The organism is Motilimonas pumila, assembly GCF_003596335.1.
Lineage (GTDB): Bacteria > Pseudomonadota > Gammaproteobacteria > Enterobacterales > CBDFNC01 > Motilimonas > Motilimonas pumila.
The window spans coordinates 261,790-278,615 of the sequence record NZ_QZCH01000001.1; the positions used below are offsets into that span (position 1 = coordinate 261,790).

Consider the following 16,826-nt stretch of genomic DNA (forward strand, 5'->3'; position numbering starts at 1 on the left):
CCTATTTCGCCTGACCATTCGGCGGATTCATCTTGTGTCTGCCACCTCACTTGAGGGCAGAAACCGTCATAAAACACTCGTTCACCCCATTCTACAGCCGCGCACTCAGCCACGTCGTTTCACCCATCGGCGAAGGCATTGCCTCGACGGGCACTGAAAGCGGTGTTACCTGACCGTCTAGCCAAGGTAGTTCCAAACGTCTGCCCCTCTCATAATCACCACCATCATTACGCTAGCCTGCGAAAGGAAGCGACTAGCCCTGGCTGCAGATTAGAGCGCCAAGACCAATAAAAATGGAGGTCAAGCTAGCCACTTATAGGGTGTTTCACTGTACACACTTGGGTTCTGTGTTTTCCAAAAAGGCTAGCCTTTACAGGTAATGCCCAGACCCTCGCAGCACAACCAGGTGTTAAACTTTGCTGTCAACTACACGCCTCTGGCAAGACAGTTCATTGTTAGGCGCAGTTTTTCAATGCATCCAGAAATAATCCGGATAAAAAAATAGCGCCTTCAAGGCGCTATTAATTTGTTTAACTCTCGGGAATTAATGTTCCCGCGTTTTCCTAAACTCAACGTCAGGATAACGCTCTGTGGCTAGGTTCAAGTTCACCATGGTCGGCGCGATATACGTCAAATTATCACCGCCATCCAAAGCGAGGTTGTCATAGGCTTTTTTCTCAAACTCATTCATCTTGGTGGTGTTTTCGCTGCCCACCCAACGCGCTGTTGCCACGCTAATACTTTCGTATATAGCTTCCACCTTGTACTCAGTTTTAAGACGCGCTGTCACCACTTCAAACTGCAGCACACCTACTGCGCCAACGATTAAATCATTATTTCGCAGCGGCCTAAATACCTGTACAGCCCCCTCTTCAGACAACTGCACTAAACCTTTCAAAAGCTGCTTTTGTTTAAGCGGATCTTTCAGACGAATACGACGGAACATTTCCGGCGCAAAGTTAGGTATACCAGTAAATTTGAGCTCTTCGCCTTGGCTAAAGGTATCACCAATTTGAATGGTTCCGTGGTTATGCAAACCGATAATATCACCGGCAAAAGCTTCCTCTGCCGCGCTGCGGTCGCCCGCCATAAAAGTCACCGCATCAGAAACAGCAATGTCTTTGCCTAGACGTACGTGGCGCATTTTCATGCCTTTTTGGTATTTACCGGACACAATACGCATAAACGCAATGCGGTCGCGATGTTTAGGGTCCATATTTGCTTGAATTTTAAATACGAAACCGGTGAACTTTTCTTCGCTAGCCGCGACTTCACGATCTTTGCTGGCGCGAGACATCGGCGCTGGCGCCCATTCGGTTAAACCTTCCAGCATATGATCTACGCCAAAGTTACCTAACGCAGTACCAAAGTATACCGGCGTTAGCTCGCCGCTTAAAAATAACTCTAGGTCAAACTCACTGGAGGCTCCTTGCACTAGCTCCACTTCATCACGTAAAGTGGCAGCGAGTTCATCGCCTACAGCAGCATCAATCTCTGGGTTATCAATCCCTTTGATGGTTTTGACGTCTTGAATGGTATGACCTTGACCCGTTTGATACAGAATCACTTCGTCGCGGTGCAGGTGATACACGCCTTTAAATTCTTTACCACAACCAATCGGCCAAGTGATAGGCGCACAAAGCATATTAAGCTCAGTTTCAACCTCATCCATCACTTCCATTGGGTCGCGGATGTCACGGTCCAATTTGTTCATAAAGGTCACAATGGGCGTGTCTCTTAATCGTGTCACTTCCATTAGCTTACGAGTGCGGTCCTCGACACCTTTGGCAGCGTCAATGACCATCAAACATGAATCAACCGCGGTCAGGGTACGATAGGTATCTTCCGAGAAATCTTCGTGTCCAGGGGTATCAAGTAGATTAACCAGTCGGTCGTTAAAAGGAAATTGCATCACCGAAGTGGTTACCGAAATACCCCGCTCCTTTTCCATTTCCATCCAGTCAGACTTAGCGTGTTGCGCGCTGCCTCGGCCTTTTACCGTACCCGCAGTTTGGATCGCGCGGCCAAATAATAAGACCTTTTCAGTAATCGTGGTTTTACCCGCATCCGGGTGAGAGATGATAGCAAAGGTTCTTCGCTTATTGATTTCATTAAGAAAATCTTGGTTTGCCATGTATAAATTCTTTTAGTTTGTACACGGATTTGTACACACTTTTGGAAGTACTCTCTTTTCAGTTCTTCGCTTGTCAAATCCGTCGTGTTAATCGTAATTGGCCGCTATTTTCGCTGATCTTGACTTTATAAACAATCAATGGTTATCTAATCGGTTACCATTTACTCTCAGCGTGCGCCAATGCTCAGTTGTAGCTGTTTGCAATCGTTGCTTCTTCAGCTCATGAACAACTGTGGCTAAACCACAAATTCCTTCGCTACCAGAAATCGATGATAGCTTGTCGTACTACACCGATGATGGTGCAGTTGCCGTTGATCGGTATTGCAGGGTATTGCGGGTTCAAAGGTTTTAGGTACTTCTGTTCACCATCAATAACTAACTGCTTAAAGGTTGCTTCTTTCGAATCATCCAAACGCGCAACAACCAATGAACCTGAAGAGTACGGTAACTCAGGATCAACAACGATCACTGCCCCCTCAGGTATGGATTTTTTTCCGCTTGGATTTTCCATACTGTCGCCTTTTACGCGAAGTGCGAAACAACCCTCATGTGCTTTCCCAGTGACTTCACGCCACTCCTCAGCATCTTCATGGGCAAATCCCTCCGCTATTTCAGTCCAATCACCGGCCTGAACCCAGTTAATGAGAGGAATTCTTCCCTTAATATCAGGCCCGACTTCTACATTACCGACCCCCAAGCCAATCTCGCCATCACCTGTGGCGAGCCAATGAGCATTCACGCGAAGCGCCTCCGCGATCTGCATGGTGTAACGAGACCTAGCCGATTTACCAGAGCAAATCTGGCTGATCGACTGCTGTTTGATACCAATGCGACGAGCCAACTCAGACTGAGTCACCCCAGTAAGCTGCAAGGCATGGTTTAGTCGTTCGGATAAAGTTTTCATAAGCCCGTATTCTACAAATAAAACTGTAGCCTTTCAACAATTTTAACTGTTGACTTACCTACAGTTTAAACTGTAACATTCGATCTTGTAACAGTTATTATTGTAACAGGAGACGGTATGGAAGTGTTCAACACGACACAAAAACATCTCCGCCGTGCCATTGACTTGGTCGGCGGGCAATCAGCATTAGCACGAGCCATCAACTCAAAACAGCAAAACGTCTGGTTTTGGTTGAATAAATCAGGGCGTGTTCCCGCTGAATTCGTTTTACCCATCGAACAAGCTACGCAAGGACAGGTAACCCGATCCCAGTTAAGACCGGACATCTATCCCGAATGCCCAAGCGAGCTGAAAGCCAGTAACCAGTAGGATTAAGGGCAAATAATGGTCAGCATTTTACGTAAACACAAAAGCGAGTACCTCCATGCGTGATTATGGCAAGGTCTATACCCGCTTTTGGCTAAAGCAAAACGTTTTGTCCTGGAGTGACTCAGCGAAGTTGCTAGGACTGTATTTGCTTACATGCCCACATTGTAATTTGCTTGGCTGCTTTCGATTGCCGATTGGTTACGTTGCTTCTGACTTGAACTGGGATGAGCAACAGGTTGCCAAGGCTCTTAATGAGTTAGAACAAGATCAGTTCCTCATTCGTTGCGAGGAATCCGGTTGGACTTTGATTCGGAGCTTTCTGAAGCACAACCCAATCGAAAACCCAAACCAAGGTAAAGCAGCCTTTCGGTTGCTTAAAGATGTACCTGCCGACTTCATTGGTATGGCATCGCTTTTGAAATCTCTTGCCGCTTTTCAAGCTCGGCTACCAGAAGAATTTTCATCATTGTTTATGCCTGATGGCAACCCGGTAAGGGACTCTCAACGGTCGGATGACTCTGAGAGAAGCAATAAACCAACAGTTAAAACTGTTGACCAGATACAGTTTGAAGACTTCTGGGATGTACAAATACGCAAAGAAAAAAAAGCAAAAGCCAAAGAAGAATGGCTACGCATGGGCCTCAATGAAGACCATGAACTCGCCTTGGAAGTGCTAACACGCTGGAAAGAGCAACGAGACAACCGATTGCAGTATCAAGATCGGACTAAGACCCCTATGCCACATAACTGGCTTTTAAACCGGCAATGGGAAGACGAGTACGTTCGCATTGATGAAGTACAGCAATCATCGACGAGCCTAAAGGGCAGCAATCACCAATTGAATATTGAAGAAAGCAATCGCCGCATTGCTGAAAGCTGGGCCGGACCAGGTATTCGGGAGGTTCGTTCAAGTGCAGGAGGTTGATAAACGCGAGTTTGCTGAAGTTTGGGGAGCTGCTTGGGCCATGTATGGCAAAAGCGTATCACCACAATTGCTATCCATCGCATTTGAAGCCCTTCGTGCTTATAGCATTGAAGCAGTGAGAATCGGTCTGACTCGGCATATTCAATCACCGGATACTGGGCAATTTTTTCCAAAGCCCGCTGACGTCATCAAGCATATCGATGGCAACTCGGGTTCAAGAGCCATGGTTGCTTGGAACAAAGTTGACAAGGCTGTTCGTCAGGTTGGCGCTTGGACATCCGTGATGTTTGACGATGCGCTTATTCACCGCGTGATTTCAGACATGGGGGGATGGGTTGAACTCTGCAAGGTTGACGACAGGGAATACCCCTTTAAGCAAAAAGAGTTTTTAACACGCTACCAGGCTTACTTACTGCGGGACGAAGTGGGTGAATACCCAAGGCTATTACAGGGTATTGCAGACCATCAGAACCAGCAAAAAGGATTTGATATGCAAGCGCCGGTTGCCGTGGGCGACTGGTCAAAAGCAGCACAAGTTTATACAAGAGGCATCACCGACTTTAGCGCAGTGCCTTTGAAAAGAATAAGCCCGAAAGCCATTCAGGCGCTTCTCGGGAATCAATTAGAGGACAAAAATGAAAACGATTAAAACAAAAACCATTGCCCTAGTGATAGCCATGTCCGCAAGCACTTCAGTCTATGCGTTTCCGGGCTATCAGTGGGAAAAAGCAGCACAAAGCGTTGGTATTGATCCAGTCATGCTCTACGCCGTTGCCTTGGCTGAGTCGGCCTCACATCGTGGTCTCAACATGACCAGTCCATGGCCATACGCAATTCGCAATGGTTCAAACGCAACCTACGCCAAATCTAAGACAGAAGCAGAGCAACTGTTAAACCAGGCACTGCAAGAGAGTGAAAAATATCAGCTCGATATTGGCCTTATGCAAATCAATTTGCATTGGCATGGGCATCGGGTGAGCTCAGCAGCGGAACTGCTAGACCCCATCACCAACCTTACGGTCGGCTCCAGTATTCTGGCCGAAGCAATCAAGTCTTCACCAAATGATTTAGAGCTTGGCATAGGCCGCTATCACAGTTGGAACGAAGAGCGTGCACGCTGGTATGGGCAAAGAGTGCTTTCTATCTATCGCAATATTTTACATGAACTGGAGGTCCGTCAATGACAACCAATCAACAAGACTTCTATCAATTAAATTTGGCGTACCTACACGCAGCACGAGAATTAGCGCGAATTGATCCGCAAGAGGCCGTCTTGCGTTTTGGACTTACACGCGATGTGGTTGATGCACTGATTAATGCCGGTGTTGACGACCTGCAACGAGTGGCGACCTCATCATTCATGCTGTTTCAACCAAGGGGTAACCAAAGCCAACTGATTGAGATGGTGAAGAGCAAAGGCACAGGTATCCCAAGAATCGCTTATTTATTATCAACCCTAAACAACAAGGGGGATGCATGATTGATAACCTGTCCAAAAGTGAGCTGTTTACCCGAGCCTCGCTGCTTATTAAGTACGGATTTCGAACGACCATTATCGCCCTCGATACAGGTTTGCCAATCCACATTATCAGAAGGCTGCACAAAGAAGTCACTGGCAAGTCACCTTGTCCTGGTCAATTGCCAGAATCTGATGCCATCGTTAAAAGTAGAAGAGCCTTGGTTGAAGGCTCCCTGCTGATGGCGCTTTATGTCAATATTGGTGGTGACAATGTCTACAAGCAATTAAATATTGATGCTTTGATGAAGGCTTACGATGCGTACTTGGTTGCAAGAGAAGAAGCAGATCTTCCAGCTGAGATCCCCTGGAAAAAACTAACCATCAATGAAGGTTGGGTTCTAGCTCGTGATTTAAGATCACAGCTTGCATCCTTACACCGGTGTCGATGCGGTAGTCTGTATTTGACGGTATCTCAACAGCGCATTCAGCTTAAATGTCCTGTGTGCGAAATTATGGCCGAGCAAACCACTAGAGCACTTTTTGAGAACTAACATGCTGATACATGATTTGATTGTGCACCGACCGTGCACTTTGAGAGTACTAAGATGACAAACTTACTTAAATCTTTACCAGCACGCTGCTGGGTTATATCACTGGGGCTTTTTCTGGCGACTTTGGCTGCGGCTCATTTTTTTCCATCAGAAATATTAACGGCATCTGCCAAGTTAGCGGCTCTGCCATTTCTGTTCTGCACCGTCGTTTTTTTCAGCTACTTGGGATTCAAAGCGACCTGCAACCCCATCGGCCTTATAGCCATCACCACTATGTTTTTAGCAATCGCATATTGGCAAGCGAGTTGGACAATTGTTGGTTTGGGACTCTTTTTCTTAGCTATTTGTACTGGAATTAGATTCTTGAGTAGCCAAGTTAAAGATTCGGGTAGAACTTTGAGCATTGAAGAAAAATGGTATTGGTATAAGCTCCATTCGTTTTTTGATGGCTTTTATCCAAGGTATCCCAAAAAGCCAAAAAAATAGCCAGCCAACCACAAGCTGGCTACCTTCTATTTTCAGTTCCTTCCTGATGCCTGGTTATAGGCCCTAATATCGATCAAGTTGTTCTGAGCATAATCTCCCGCAAGCGATGCATTTGAGATCACCGCTATCTGCTTATGCACAAATGCTTTATCTTCTTCGGACACACTGTCAGGAATGTAAGCGCCACTCTCATCCTTTTGACGATACTCATTTAGCATTTGCTCCCTTAGACCTAGCATTTCAGGCGACCAACTCGATGAGTCTTCAGAATTGAATACGCGCCCCGCCAAACCTTCATTGAAAGCTTGAGCAAACACTTGACTTTGAATCGGGGTCAATCCCATTCTCTGCCCTTCGCTGTATGCTTCCTGTTTAAAATCATCGGCGTACTGTTCTAAGAACTCACCGTATCGATTGTTAACTGCCGCACCGAATGCCCCAGCCAACATGGCTTCAGACTTAGTGCCCCAGTTAACTTCGGAGGCATACTGCGAACTCGATCCACTGTATGCATCATTAAACGCCGTCAAAGGATTTTCCAAAGAGGTTCCGGCATCAACGGCTGCTTTTAACCCATCCCATGTTGATTTGCTGGCCACAGTTGCATTGTGCAAGAAACCTCGTGAGCCAGGTTCTGCAAGGGCTTGCTCCTTGTAACTCTCATAGTCTTCGCCAAAATGATTCAAGGTATGCAATGCTGCATCAGTATGCTTGCCACTGAAATCACCAATAGCACTGGCGCTGTTGAAGAACATTTCAGCACCAGAGACTCCGCTATCATCAGCCATAATGCGAGATCGCCACTGAGAGCCAGCTTCACTGTTTAGTCCAGATTGATAGGTACTTGTGTCAGAAGCTACGGCCTGCTGGGCTTGTTGCTGATGCGCATTCAGCTGTCCATCTACACCAGAAAGATTGGTTTGGTAAGCGGATTGAGCCGAATTGAACTGCGTTTGAACTGTTGCAGCATCCTCATAGCCTCCCAGAACACCGGATTCAACTTGGCTTTGAGTGCCACCAAAAGTAGGTGCAGTTGATGACAAGCCTTCATTAGAGCGTGGCTGAATAGATCGTAAATCGGCTCCGGTAGCCATGGCCATAACAGTCATTGCTGCTTGATAGTCATTGTCTCGTTCAGCGGGCGTCGAGGAGTTGCTATAGGTTAAAGACTCCATAGCTGCGGCCACGTACGCCTGATTATCATCAGGTAGCAAGCGCTGATACATTGGAAGGTTTTCACGTAATCGGTTACCTGCTTCAACATGCTGGTTCATATAGCGACCTAAATAATCCATGACTTCAGGATTATCCGCTGCTAATCGAGTTAACGTCGCACCATCCGTGTTCCTTTGTCCTGATAGACTGTAGCTGGCCTGATCAAGCTCACTAAAGCGGTTTGATGCCGTGATAACGTCTTGTGCTGAACTCTGAAGTGACTGATAGTCTTGATTAGACAACGACATCTCAACGCCAGAGCGTCTTGAGTCTGAAAGGTCCTTAACCATCGCATCGCGAAACTCAGCACGTCGTGAATCACTTGATCCCAAGCTTTGCATCTCCCCAGTGAGCGTATTTGCGGTCGTAGATCGAGAACTGCCCTCTGATGACTCAACTTGGCCACTAAAGTTACCACCTAAATCCAAGCCTGCTCGTACCCTTGATAGTTTTGGTACACGAGATGAGTCTGGCTTATCGACTCCTGGCAAGTTGCCCTGTGGAGAATCATTGCCGCCAGTACCAAGAAGCCTTCCAAGAAAACCCTTATCAGCAACTTCTTTCTCACCGGGATTAGTAATAGTTCCATCGCCACCGACCCTTAGGCCTCCCGATAGCACGCCCGATACCAAGCCACGTACAGCGTCTTTTTTATCGTCTCCGAAACCATACCGTGTTTGAAGGTCATCAGTGACCTGATTAACAACGGCGCTAGATGCGGAATTAGAAGAACCGATTTGACGTCCAACCGAAGACAGGTTGTCGTAACTTAGCTTTTCACCAAAAGTTCGACTCATGGTATTGCCAACTTGACGGCTAAAGGCTTGAGTTGCCTGAGTCATGGATTCTTTTGCAGAACCGACCATTGAACCCACCGCATTTCCGACAGAGAAACTGCTTAGTAAGTTTGACGCACCGGTCATTGCAGAACCTGTGAGGGCTGAATTTTGGAACATTGACTGTGATTGCATCACCGGGGCATTTTTCGCGACATCTGGACTTGCCATCTTTTCATCAATGGCATCACCGTTTTGAAGACGTCCAGCCAAGTGGGTAGCGGTTATTGCTGAGCCATACACGAGCATGAGCGAAATCGCCGGAACACTCGACGCCAACATGCCGCCAGTAGCTATCCAGGTTTGCAGCACTGAATCCATCTGCATCATCCCAGCAAAAGATGGCACTTCTGTACCTGCAAAGGCATCAAGAGCCGACATTTTCCCAGCAACGGTTAAATGGATATATAGGTTAATGATGGCCATGACAGGCATCCAAAGTTGAATCCAAAGCAGGATTAACAAGTACTTCCCGGCCATTCGCATCCCGATTTGGCCAAGGGCAATCACAAAGGCCATCAATGGGGTGATGGCGTAAATGAAACCCTCAAAAAACGTCATCATCGGACGAACGATACTTTGGAACAGGGTCTGCTCCGCCGCCCATTGTGTATTGCGCTGCTCAATCGCTTGGTTAACCATGACGGCTGCGGTGAAAGCTTGATCATCCATATACTTGCCCGTCACGCTTTGCTCATAAATAGGCAAAAGCACCGACGCGGTCATGTACTCTTGGGTGTTTACTGAAGCCAAACCAAGGTTATTCAGTGCATTTCGGATAACGTCATCAGTGTCCGTTGCAGACGAAGTCCCCAATGAGGCTGACAGAACCTGTTTAAGCCTTGGAATGAAGGTTGATTCTGTCATGAGTTTCAGCTGGCTATAGGCATCGGTGCAGTCCAGATCGCTACTGCTACCACTGAGCATGATGCGCGTGCCATAAATGCGCGAATCAAACCTAATCGCAGTCATCGGGTTGGGGTCACTCAGCACCTGATCGAGGTTCTTTTGTCCAATGTCGATACCAATCAAGGTGCACTCTTTGATGTAGTTAAACCACGATTGCTCGATGTCCGAACCGGCGACACTATTTGCATCACCCAAACCAGAGCGATCCATCACCTGTTTTCTCACTTTAATCAGTGACTGTAAACTGGATGCAAAGCCGTATTCCGTCATGGCGGGAGTTGAGAACGCCGTTTCAAACAATCGCGTGATTTGAAAGCCAACAGTCGAAATCGTACTGCCTGCGGCAGCAACACCGATGGGCACATTATCAACCACTCGAACTTGTCCCGTGTACGCATCCTCAATGCTCACTCGGGTACTGGGTCCAAACATGGTTGCAAAGACTAGCCATGAGACTAAAACGTGTTGAAAGTTAATCCCACGACCGCCTTGCATTAAGGCCTGGACAGAGACCATCAATACCCCAATGAGCAAGCCAATGCGAACCATTGAAGTAAAATCGCCTGTACCAGTGATCATCGCGACAGCGTTCAGGACCTGCTCTAAAAAAGCCGAATCCCCGATGGAATAGATTTCCCACATGACCTATTCCCCCAGCGCCGTAGATTTAACGGTGTAATAACGCTGTTTGCGAATGGTCTGAATCACCTGGTTAAAATGTGCCAGCAACTCTTGCTCTGAGCCGTATCTTCGCTGCAACGCGGCGTACTCCTCATTGATTTGGCGACGTGCACGTTCAAGGTCTTCCGTTAATAACTTCGCATAGGCATGATCTTCCACACCGGAGGTACTTCTAGCTGCATTGAGCATGTCTTCAACCAATGCTCGGGCCATCTCAACAGCAATAAATGGTGCCGCTCGTGAAGCAAACGACCTAGCGGCCCCTTCATTTAATGCAGAAAGAGTTCGAATCATGCCGCCAATGCTCGCGGGAGCCGAGGTCATAAAAGCCTTTTCGGTGGTGCTAGCAGCCCCTGTATTTCGAGCAAACTTAAAAATAATACCGTTACTGGAACCTGTACCAAGAAGTATATTTTCTACCTGGGTTGATAACCCGGTTAGGGTCACGTTAGTGATTGTCGGATTCAGACATCCGTCTTGTGTCACTGTGTCACATCGGTACATAGCGACGTTACCGCCATGAATTAGATGCTCAATAATCACTTTATTGCCATTCAGTCTGGTCAGTTTTGGGGCTTTACCTTGGCCATCAGCGGCATTAGCAAGATCACCAACAATGATCGAACCAGTCACCGACATAACCGCTTCAAGAAAACGGTCATCCCCCGAAGCAAACCAGCTTGATGCCGAGTGACGTTTCAGTGCTCGCCAAACCAAATTACCTTTAATCGTTTTGTTCACATCAGTTGCCGCGACACTCGAAGCGTTCTCATATGGGTTCTTACCATTGGATTCACTCCAACTGGTAAAAACGTCTCCAGCCCCTTTAAGTGAGCTCAACATGCTGGCTTCTGTTTGCCCCTTTTTACCAAAAGCAGCCAGGGTATCGTTCACGACCCCCTGAGCCATTTGACAGGAATTGCCAAAATACTCGTTCAACTGCTGGATTTTCTTTTGCAGTGTCTCCATGTGCTGAGAGCATTTCTCACACATAGCACTGAGCGCTAATTGGAATGCGTATCCCTTGGCGTTTGCAGCAACAGAGCGAAGTAATTGAACAAACTGATCCGCGTTAACAAATGACAAACTTCCAGCGAACATATCAATGCCGCCACAACCAGCTTGGAATGACGGAGGCACCATAGAGACGAGGTTCTCGTTCATGATCCTGTTACGGACAACAACGCTTCCGCCAGATATAACGCCACGCCGCTGACTCTCGAATACACCAGGCGCAGTGGTGTTGGTCATTGAACCAAACAACTGATTCATCTCCTGTTGCAAGCTTGCTTGGCTCATAGATGAAAAACCAATCGCACAGGCGATTAGCGATACTTGGAATACTTTTTTCATCGTTATAACCCTCCTTGTGCACGCAGATAGCGAACAAGGAACTCAGGGTCCTGTAATATCTTCTCGTTAAGCTCTTGGGCTGACATCGCGAGTGACACGCCGGGCTGAACAGGTCTGGTGGCATAGTAAGTTTGATCGTCAATCCAACCGGCTTGATGGGCTGCGAGAATGATTCGATTATTGAGCTCATCAAGGCTCATTGCACCTTGGCCAATTGGAGTAATAACATTAGGCGGGTCTACTAAGAACACAGCTGGAACAGTCGTAACGGACAGGGATTGAGCTTGTCCTGAATCGACTTTGTAGTTTGGAAATTCTCCACCAGGTAAAGGCAAGCCGTCGACAGCAATAGCAAACACCTCGAAACCGTAGTTCAAAGCCATGGACTCAATAATTGGTGCTTGAGCATGGCAGTAAGGGCAATCCGAACGATAAAAGAAGAACAAGCCTGCTCGCTTTGCTACTTCACCTAAAGCTACATCACGTTGAGCGCCAGCTTCTCGATCCATCCGATTGGCGGCATAAGTCGCCAATGGTCTACGACTGATTTCATCCAAAACAGGATCGCCCATGACCACCTGCTGACTAACATCAGCAAACTGTGAACCCTTATCCATCATGACGCGCTGAAGATACAGATAAGCCCTGACATTCTCATTCGTCGGCTCATCAATTGCCTTGTCCATGAACGACTGCATGTGCTCACGAAACCAGGCAGCACTGAAAGGCTTTAGCCCGCTCTGACTCGACTCTGCCGCACCAGATTCCGGCTTTATAAGCTCTTCATCCTCCGCTGGCTCAGGAATGACCTGATACCAAAACCAGCCTTCCTGACCACGCTGATAGAATTGCCCATCACTAGCATGGGCGGGCAAGATGAATAGAAAGAAAATAATGATTGGGATGGTCACCCATAGGATAAACCAAGGTAACAAAGGCGTTCTCATTGTCAGCTCCAGAAAATTTCATAGAGCTAACATGCTAAAGATCCACATTAGAGCGATTGAACAGATAGATGAAGGAATTGTGAGTGTTTCTGACTATCCTGTGTGTTCGACAAAAATAGGTAAAACCTTTAAATTACTTTAATTTGAATCATGGATGAAATTGATGATGATTTTTCTGTGAGGAGCAAATTTCGGACGTTTACCTCAAAAAATCGAATGTAGGCATCACCTGAGTACCAACATTCGATTTTAAACATCAGTCTATCAAAATTATACCCTTGCTAAACAACAGAGTTTTCGTAAGTTAAGGTATTGATAGAGTAACTTTTCCTTTTACATGAGTTATCGACAGCTTAGCCCTCATTTCGTCGCCATCGAAGTCATATACAAGAAGTGCAGGCTGATAGAGATCTAAGGCTTGCCCAACGAATACGCAAGCAGCGTTAGACGCGCAGATCAGCAAGTGAACACGCTTAACAGCAAATTGGTCATGAAGTTTTTGTAGTATTGCGTGAAGCTCGCTCTTTAATTCCAACCCGTTTTCCGGATGTGGGATCGCGGCATTACCCATTTGCTTGGCTATGATTTCTATCTCAGGGTAACCGAGAGCTGTTGCAGTGCCTTTCATTGCTCCAGGAAATTGAGTTAATGCAATAGAGATCGTCACCTCTGATGATTGTCCTATTTCGTTCTTCCAGTTTACCTCGTAAGGTCTTTCAGACCGAGAATCCTGAGGCCAAATCCAGCAGTTTCCATCTCGATATCTGAGCATTGGGGTTATTTCAGATTTATTCCCCAGACTCGCTCCTAATCCTACCAAAGCAGGCATTGGCCCAAATGCGAATAGCGCCGCTCGATATCCATAATTTTTTGTTTGATTGATTATGGTTTCTGCTTCCTCTGTGACAATTTCATCCATTTCTTTGGCAAACCGTTCAGGTTTGGCTCTGTATCGGCGTTCATTGTCACTAAGATTATTCAATGACCCTCTAATACGAGTTCTCAACCTGGATAAGCTTCCTGCAATGTCTCTTGATTCAGGGGGAGAAACAACCTGACCACCTACCGGCCAAAGAACTGAAAATACAGGTATAGGCAGGAAACTCAGTCCTTCGAGTAATTTCTCAACATTGATTGAAAATTCAGATCGCATGTGAGTAAGTCTGGATGCAGGGTAATCAGCACGCGCAACTCGATCTATTAATCGGTGATGTTTGTCGCACAGAAGCAGGATGTTAGCTGGTTCATTAGAAAGTTCTTCGGATAGATAAGGTATACCTCTTGGGCCACTCTCGGAGGACGCAACATTGTGAGCTAAATATGAATAGTTACCAGATTCCCCCGTCAGATCATCAATATCCAACCTATCACCGCAGCCTTCAAACATACAGTAACCATGACTATCACGAATCACTTGATTAATTGTGGGCTGCGTGAATTCTTTACCACGACCTTTATTAAGTCGCTGTTCGATATTCCTGGAGATATAGTCGGCAACGTCATTGACCGACAAGTTTATAGATTGGCCAATACAGGAGTTCCATATCTCGAGTAGTGACTCTATTGTTCCATATTCATCTTGAGTAAGGTTTCGGCCCTGGAGGTGACGAACCTCAATATTGTCCCCACAACCTATTAACGTTAGAGCATTCTTAATCTCTTCATCAGATAGGTTAAGCCGGAAACTGGCTTGGAACTCCTGTGATGACAGTATATATATCTGATTTTTCACACGCTCGTCGGTAAGTAATCCAACATGCTCCCACGCAAAAGAAGTCTTAATACTAGATAAAAACTCTTTGAGCTTGTCTAATGACTCTATGGGATAAAAACATGCTTGATGGAAATGTAATCGCTCGTCAGTCATCAATTTTTTCCTTAAAAATCCGTTTAAATGACCCGTTAATTTCCCGAAAGATACAGACATCTTTTTGACCAACAATCACAAAGATTAACTGTCTGTCAGGGTTACGTTTTATGCATTTCTTCCAATCAGTAATATCAATATTCGATGGGGTAGGTGTTGGTTCGGGATGTGTGTGCCATGTGCCCAAGTAGCCTAGCTTGCCATGCGAACTTTCATAATAAGAATCAACTGATTTTTGGTGGTGAGGGGCACGCATATTAAAGTTAACTCTGGTAGCTGAATCTTCTTTCTGTGGGGTAGTACAGTGTTCCAGCCAAAACTCGTTAGCATCAGCGGACTGAGAGCCAATTAGTGCTCCAAAAGCTTCACTTCTATCACGCGACACCTGTCTGTATGAATACCAAAGAGCAATTAGCTGTTCTGAAAGGTAAATTTTCGTATCTTTGATGCCAGTGTCTTGTTCAATGAGTGCAGACATCGCAGTCCTCATCAACTAAAGGTAAGTATTCAAGCGAACTGCTGAAATTGTAGTAGCGATGAGTCAGCCTGATGCCCTCTGCCATTGCATCTTCATCTAAACCTTTCCAACTGACTTTGCAGGATTTAGTTTGTTTGCCTTCCAAATACCGAATGGCCAAATTTGCTGCCATGACACCAGTTTGAGCCGAACTTGCTGCGCCATATGAAATAAATTGTTCTCCACAGCCAGCAACGCTTTTCATGGTTACCTGGTCAGGTTCGATAAAATTCATATTCGACACCAGACCTCTGCAACCTGTTTCCTGGCAAACGTAAGAGCACAATAGGCAACCCTTAGCATTGGAAATATCCAATGTTGCATGGCCACCTACACCATAACCTTCCAACCAACTGTTAATTACTGCAACTTTTGAGTTGGTATCCAAAAGGTATTGTTTAAACAATCGTTCCTGGGTCGGATTGCCTATAGCAATAACGATCAGGTCAAAATCATTCATACGGCTACTTCGAGCAAACTCCATCAGTTTATCTAGTTTCCATTGTGCACAAGACCAGGGAAATTGTCGTTGAAGAGCTACACTTAAGGCTACGGTTTTAGGTGCTCCCACCCAATGCTGTTCTAAAATATGGCGATATAGATTATTGATTTCATATAAGTCAGGATCTACTAATGTTAAATGCCTAATACCGGCAGCAGACAACTTATGCGCAATTTCACTGCCTACTGAACCAACACCTATCACAGCTACCTTTTTGCCTGCTAACGTCAGAATACCACCACCACGTTCCACAGTATTTTCTTGATTGAAGAGCCGTATAGGTAAAGCTTCTAATTTCCAGTTTTTTAGCTTTTCATCTGATAGTGGTAGCGCTTTTTTGGCTTTACCGCTAAGTTTCAGTGCGAACCAAGTACGTTCATCATTAACAGTCTTGGCGGTAAATACGACCCAATAAGCAGTTTCACGCCATTGACCGTATTTTTGTTGTAATTCAGTTCTAACCTTTATCGGTAGCGAAGATATTGTATGTAAATACCATTCATCGAGAGCATCTGAATGTTTAGGTGCAGGAGTAAGTGTCTCGATTGGAATCACAACCGCTTTTCCTGCTATGCGTCGATTATCTTTCTGTATAGACAGCTGAATATCACTGATACCCGAAAGCGAATCATCAGCCGGGTGAACCATATAGTGGCTTTCGATGCCAAATTGTTTGCCATTTACCGGGCTATATACCGATAACGTTTGTAGGACTGGTCTTGCGATATTTGCCAACAAGGGTTTAAAGCTATCTGGATCACAGATTCGCAACCAGTCACTGTAGAACTCACGAAGCAATTCACTATGGTTCCAATCTGGATTCGTTATGCACTTCTCTAACAATGAGATATGTCTGCGAAGCGATTCCTCTACAACTAATAGTGGTTGTTCGAAATTGACTGATAGGGACTCTGGTGCATTAACACAAACAGCGCCAATCTGAATCCCCGCATATTCATGAACAGATACATGAGCCAGCCTGCCTAAGAAATCAGGGTTAATTAAGAAAAATCCGGGTAGGCTATAGTAAGGAGGATCTTCTACCATCATCAATTGTATGGAGTGATTAAGGATCGTTGTTTCCACTACGATCCTCTCTCCTGCACCTGCTTCAATGGTTGTGCAGTTGAAGCCCTGCTTGATAAGGTGCTGTTTTATTTCGCTTAGCAAA

General features: G+C 45.9%; 15 protein-coding genes. 7 read left to right on the forward strand and 8 right to left on the reverse strand.

All coding sequences use genetic code 11. The features are described from left to right. Nucleotides 1–544: 544 nt before the first annotated feature. Both prfC and D1Z90_RS01225 read right to left on the reverse strand, forming a co-directional pair. Nucleotides 545–2,134: a peptide chain release factor 3 gene (gene prfC / locus D1Z90_RS01220; RefSeq protein ID WP_119908931.1), complete on the reverse strand. Its 1,590-nt coding sequence runs from the start codon at nt 2,132–2,134 to the stop codon at nt 545–547. 256 nt (nt 2,135–2,390) lie between these two features. After that, nucleotides 2,391–3,038, reverse strand: a complete 648-nt coding sequence (locus D1Z90_RS01225) for a LexA family protein (RefSeq protein WP_000854920.1) — start codon at nt 3,036–3,038, stop codon at nt 2,391–2,393. A 117-nt stretch (nt 3,039–3,155) separates the two neighbouring features. Between D1Z90_RS01225 and D1Z90_RS01230 the strand changes: the two genes are divergently transcribed. Genes D1Z90_RS01230 through eexS form a run of 7 tightly spaced genes read left to right on the forward strand, consistent with a single transcriptional unit; the run spans nt 3,156 to nt 6,828 of the window. After that, nucleotides 3,156–3,407, forward strand: a complete 252-nt coding sequence (locus tag D1Z90_RS01230; protein WP_000451746.1) for a helix-turn-helix domain-containing protein — start codon at nt 3,156–3,158, stop codon at nt 3,405–3,407. Nucleotides 3,408–3,462: 55 nt separating this feature from the next. After that, complete coding sequence (locus tag D1Z90_RS01235) at nt 3,463–4,332, forward strand: hypothetical protein (protein WP_119908932.1); 870 nt, start codon at nt 3,463–3,465, stop codon at nt 4,330–4,332. Beyond that, nucleotides 4,319–4,981, forward strand: a complete 663-nt coding sequence (locus tag D1Z90_RS01240) for a DUF6475 domain-containing protein (protein ID WP_119908933.1) — start codon at nt 4,319–4,321, stop codon at nt 4,979–4,981. Before D1Z90_RS01235 ends, D1Z90_RS01240 begins: the two co-directional genes overlap by 14 nt. Beyond that, on the forward strand, nt 4,968–5,516 hold the full coding sequence (locus D1Z90_RS01245) for a lytic transglycosylase domain-containing protein (protein WP_119908934.1): 549 nt from the start codon (nt 4,968–4,970) through the stop codon (nt 5,514–5,516). Before D1Z90_RS01240 ends, D1Z90_RS01245 begins: the two co-directional genes overlap by 14 nt. Further along, nucleotides 5,513–5,812, forward strand: coding sequence for a flagellar transcriptional regulator FlhD (locus tag D1Z90_RS01250; RefSeq protein WP_000210563.1), 300 nt, complete (start codon nt 5,513–5,515; stop codon nt 5,810–5,812). Before D1Z90_RS01245 ends, D1Z90_RS01250 begins: the two co-directional genes overlap by 4 nt. Beyond that, a complete protein-coding gene (locus D1Z90_RS01255; RefSeq protein WP_000566753.1) occupies nt 5,809–6,342 on the forward strand; it encodes a FlhC family transcriptional regulator in 534 nt (177 codons plus the stop codon). Before D1Z90_RS01250 ends, D1Z90_RS01255 begins: the two co-directional genes overlap by 4 nt. Nucleotides 6,343–6,396: 54 nt before the next feature. After that, nucleotides 6,397–6,828, forward strand: a complete 432-nt coding sequence (gene eexS, locus D1Z90_RS01260) for an entry exclusion protein EexS (protein WP_115389963.1) — start codon at nt 6,397–6,399, stop codon at nt 6,826–6,828. Nucleotides 6,829–6,860: 32 nt separating this feature from the next. Here the strand turns inward: eexS and D1Z90_RS01265 are convergent, their stop codons facing one another. From D1Z90_RS01265 to D1Z90_RS01290, 6 genes are all read right to left on the reverse strand, one after another. Next, complete coding sequence (locus D1Z90_RS01265) at nt 6,861–10,430, reverse strand: conjugal transfer protein TraG N-terminal domain-containing protein (protein ID WP_119908935.1); 3,570 nt, start codon at nt 10,428–10,430, stop codon at nt 6,861–6,863. 3 nt (nt 10,431–10,433) lie between these two features. Continuing rightward, nucleotides 10,434–11,822, reverse strand: a complete 1,389-nt coding sequence (locus D1Z90_RS01270) for a conjugal transfer protein TraH (protein WP_119908936.1) — start codon at nt 11,820–11,822, stop codon at nt 10,434–10,436. A gap of 2 nt (nt 11,823–11,824) precedes the next feature. Further along, nucleotides 11,825–12,769, reverse strand: a complete 945-nt coding sequence (locus D1Z90_RS01275; RefSeq protein WP_096036073.1) for a thioredoxin family protein — start codon at nt 12,767–12,769, stop codon at nt 11,825–11,827. A gap of 304 nt (nt 12,770–13,073) precedes the next feature. After that, nucleotides 13,074–14,636 carry an SAVED domain-containing protein gene (locus tag D1Z90_RS01280; protein ID WP_119908937.1) on the reverse strand — a complete coding sequence of 521 codons (1,563 nt, stop codon included), beginning with the start codon at nt 14,634–14,636 and terminating at the stop codon, nt 13,074–13,076. Next, the gene (locus D1Z90_RS01285) at nt 14,629–15,114 is read right to left on the reverse strand and encodes a Mov34/MPN/PAD-1 family protein (protein WP_050503333.1); all 486 of its coding nucleotides are present in this window, start codon (nt 15,112–15,114) and stop codon (nt 14,629–14,631) included. The genes D1Z90_RS01280 and D1Z90_RS01285 overlap by 8 nt, the downstream gene beginning before the upstream one ends. Beyond that, complete coding sequence (locus tag D1Z90_RS01290) at nt 15,098–16,825, reverse strand: ThiF family adenylyltransferase (RefSeq protein WP_119908938.1); 1,728 nt, start codon at nt 16,823–16,825, stop codon at nt 15,098–15,100. The genes D1Z90_RS01285 and D1Z90_RS01290 overlap by 17 nt, the downstream gene beginning before the upstream one ends. Between the last annotated feature and the right edge of the window lies 1 nt (nt 16,826).

What these genes read in the sequence shown, in the direction of transcription:
- prfC (WP_119908931.1), bottom strand. Translation starts at nt 2,134, where the DNA reads ATGGCAAACCAAGATTTTCTTAATGAAATCAATAAGCGAAGAACCTTT.
- D1Z90_RS01225 (WP_000854920.1), bottom strand. Translation starts at nt 3,038, where the DNA reads ATGAAAACTTTATCCGAACGACTAAACCATGCCTTGCAGCTTACTGGG.
- D1Z90_RS01230 (WP_000451746.1), top strand. Translation starts at nt 3,156, where the DNA reads ATGGAAGTGTTCAACACGACACAAAAACATCTCCGCCGTGCCATTGAC.
- D1Z90_RS01235 (WP_119908932.1), top strand. Translation starts at nt 3,463, where the DNA reads ATGCGTGATTATGGCAAGGTCTATACCCGCTTTTGGCTAAAGCAAAAC.
- D1Z90_RS01245 (WP_119908934.1), top strand. Translation starts at nt 4,968, where the DNA reads ATGAAAACGATTAAAACAAAAACCATTGCCCTAGTGATAGCCATGTCC.
- D1Z90_RS01250 (WP_000210563.1), top strand. Translation starts at nt 5,513, where the DNA reads ATGACAACCAATCAACAAGACTTCTATCAATTAAATTTGGCGTACCTA.
- D1Z90_RS01255 (WP_000566753.1), top strand. Translation starts at nt 5,809, where the DNA reads ATGATTGATAACCTGTCCAAAAGTGAGCTGTTTACCCGAGCCTCGCTG.
- eexS (WP_115389963.1), top strand. Translation starts at nt 6,397, where the DNA reads ATGACAAACTTACTTAAATCTTTACCAGCACGCTGCTGGGTTATATCA.
- D1Z90_RS01265 (WP_119908935.1), bottom strand. Translation starts at nt 10,430, where the DNA reads ATGTGGGAAATCTATTCCATCGGGGATTCGGCTTTTTTAGAGCAGGTC.
- D1Z90_RS01270 (WP_119908936.1), bottom strand. Translation starts at nt 11,822, where the DNA reads ATGAAAAAAGTATTCCAAGTATCGCTAATCGCCTGTGCGATTGGTTTT.
- D1Z90_RS01275 (WP_096036073.1), bottom strand. Translation starts at nt 12,769, where the DNA reads ATGAGAACGCCTTTGTTACCTTGGTTTATCCTATGGGTGACCATCCCA.
- D1Z90_RS01280 (WP_119908937.1), bottom strand. Translation starts at nt 14,636, where the DNA reads ATGACTGACGAGCGATTACATTTCCATCAAGCATGTTTTTATCCCATA.
- D1Z90_RS01285 (WP_050503333.1), bottom strand. Translation starts at nt 15,114, where the DNA reads ATGTCTGCACTCATTGAACAAGACACTGGCATCAAAGATACGAAAATT.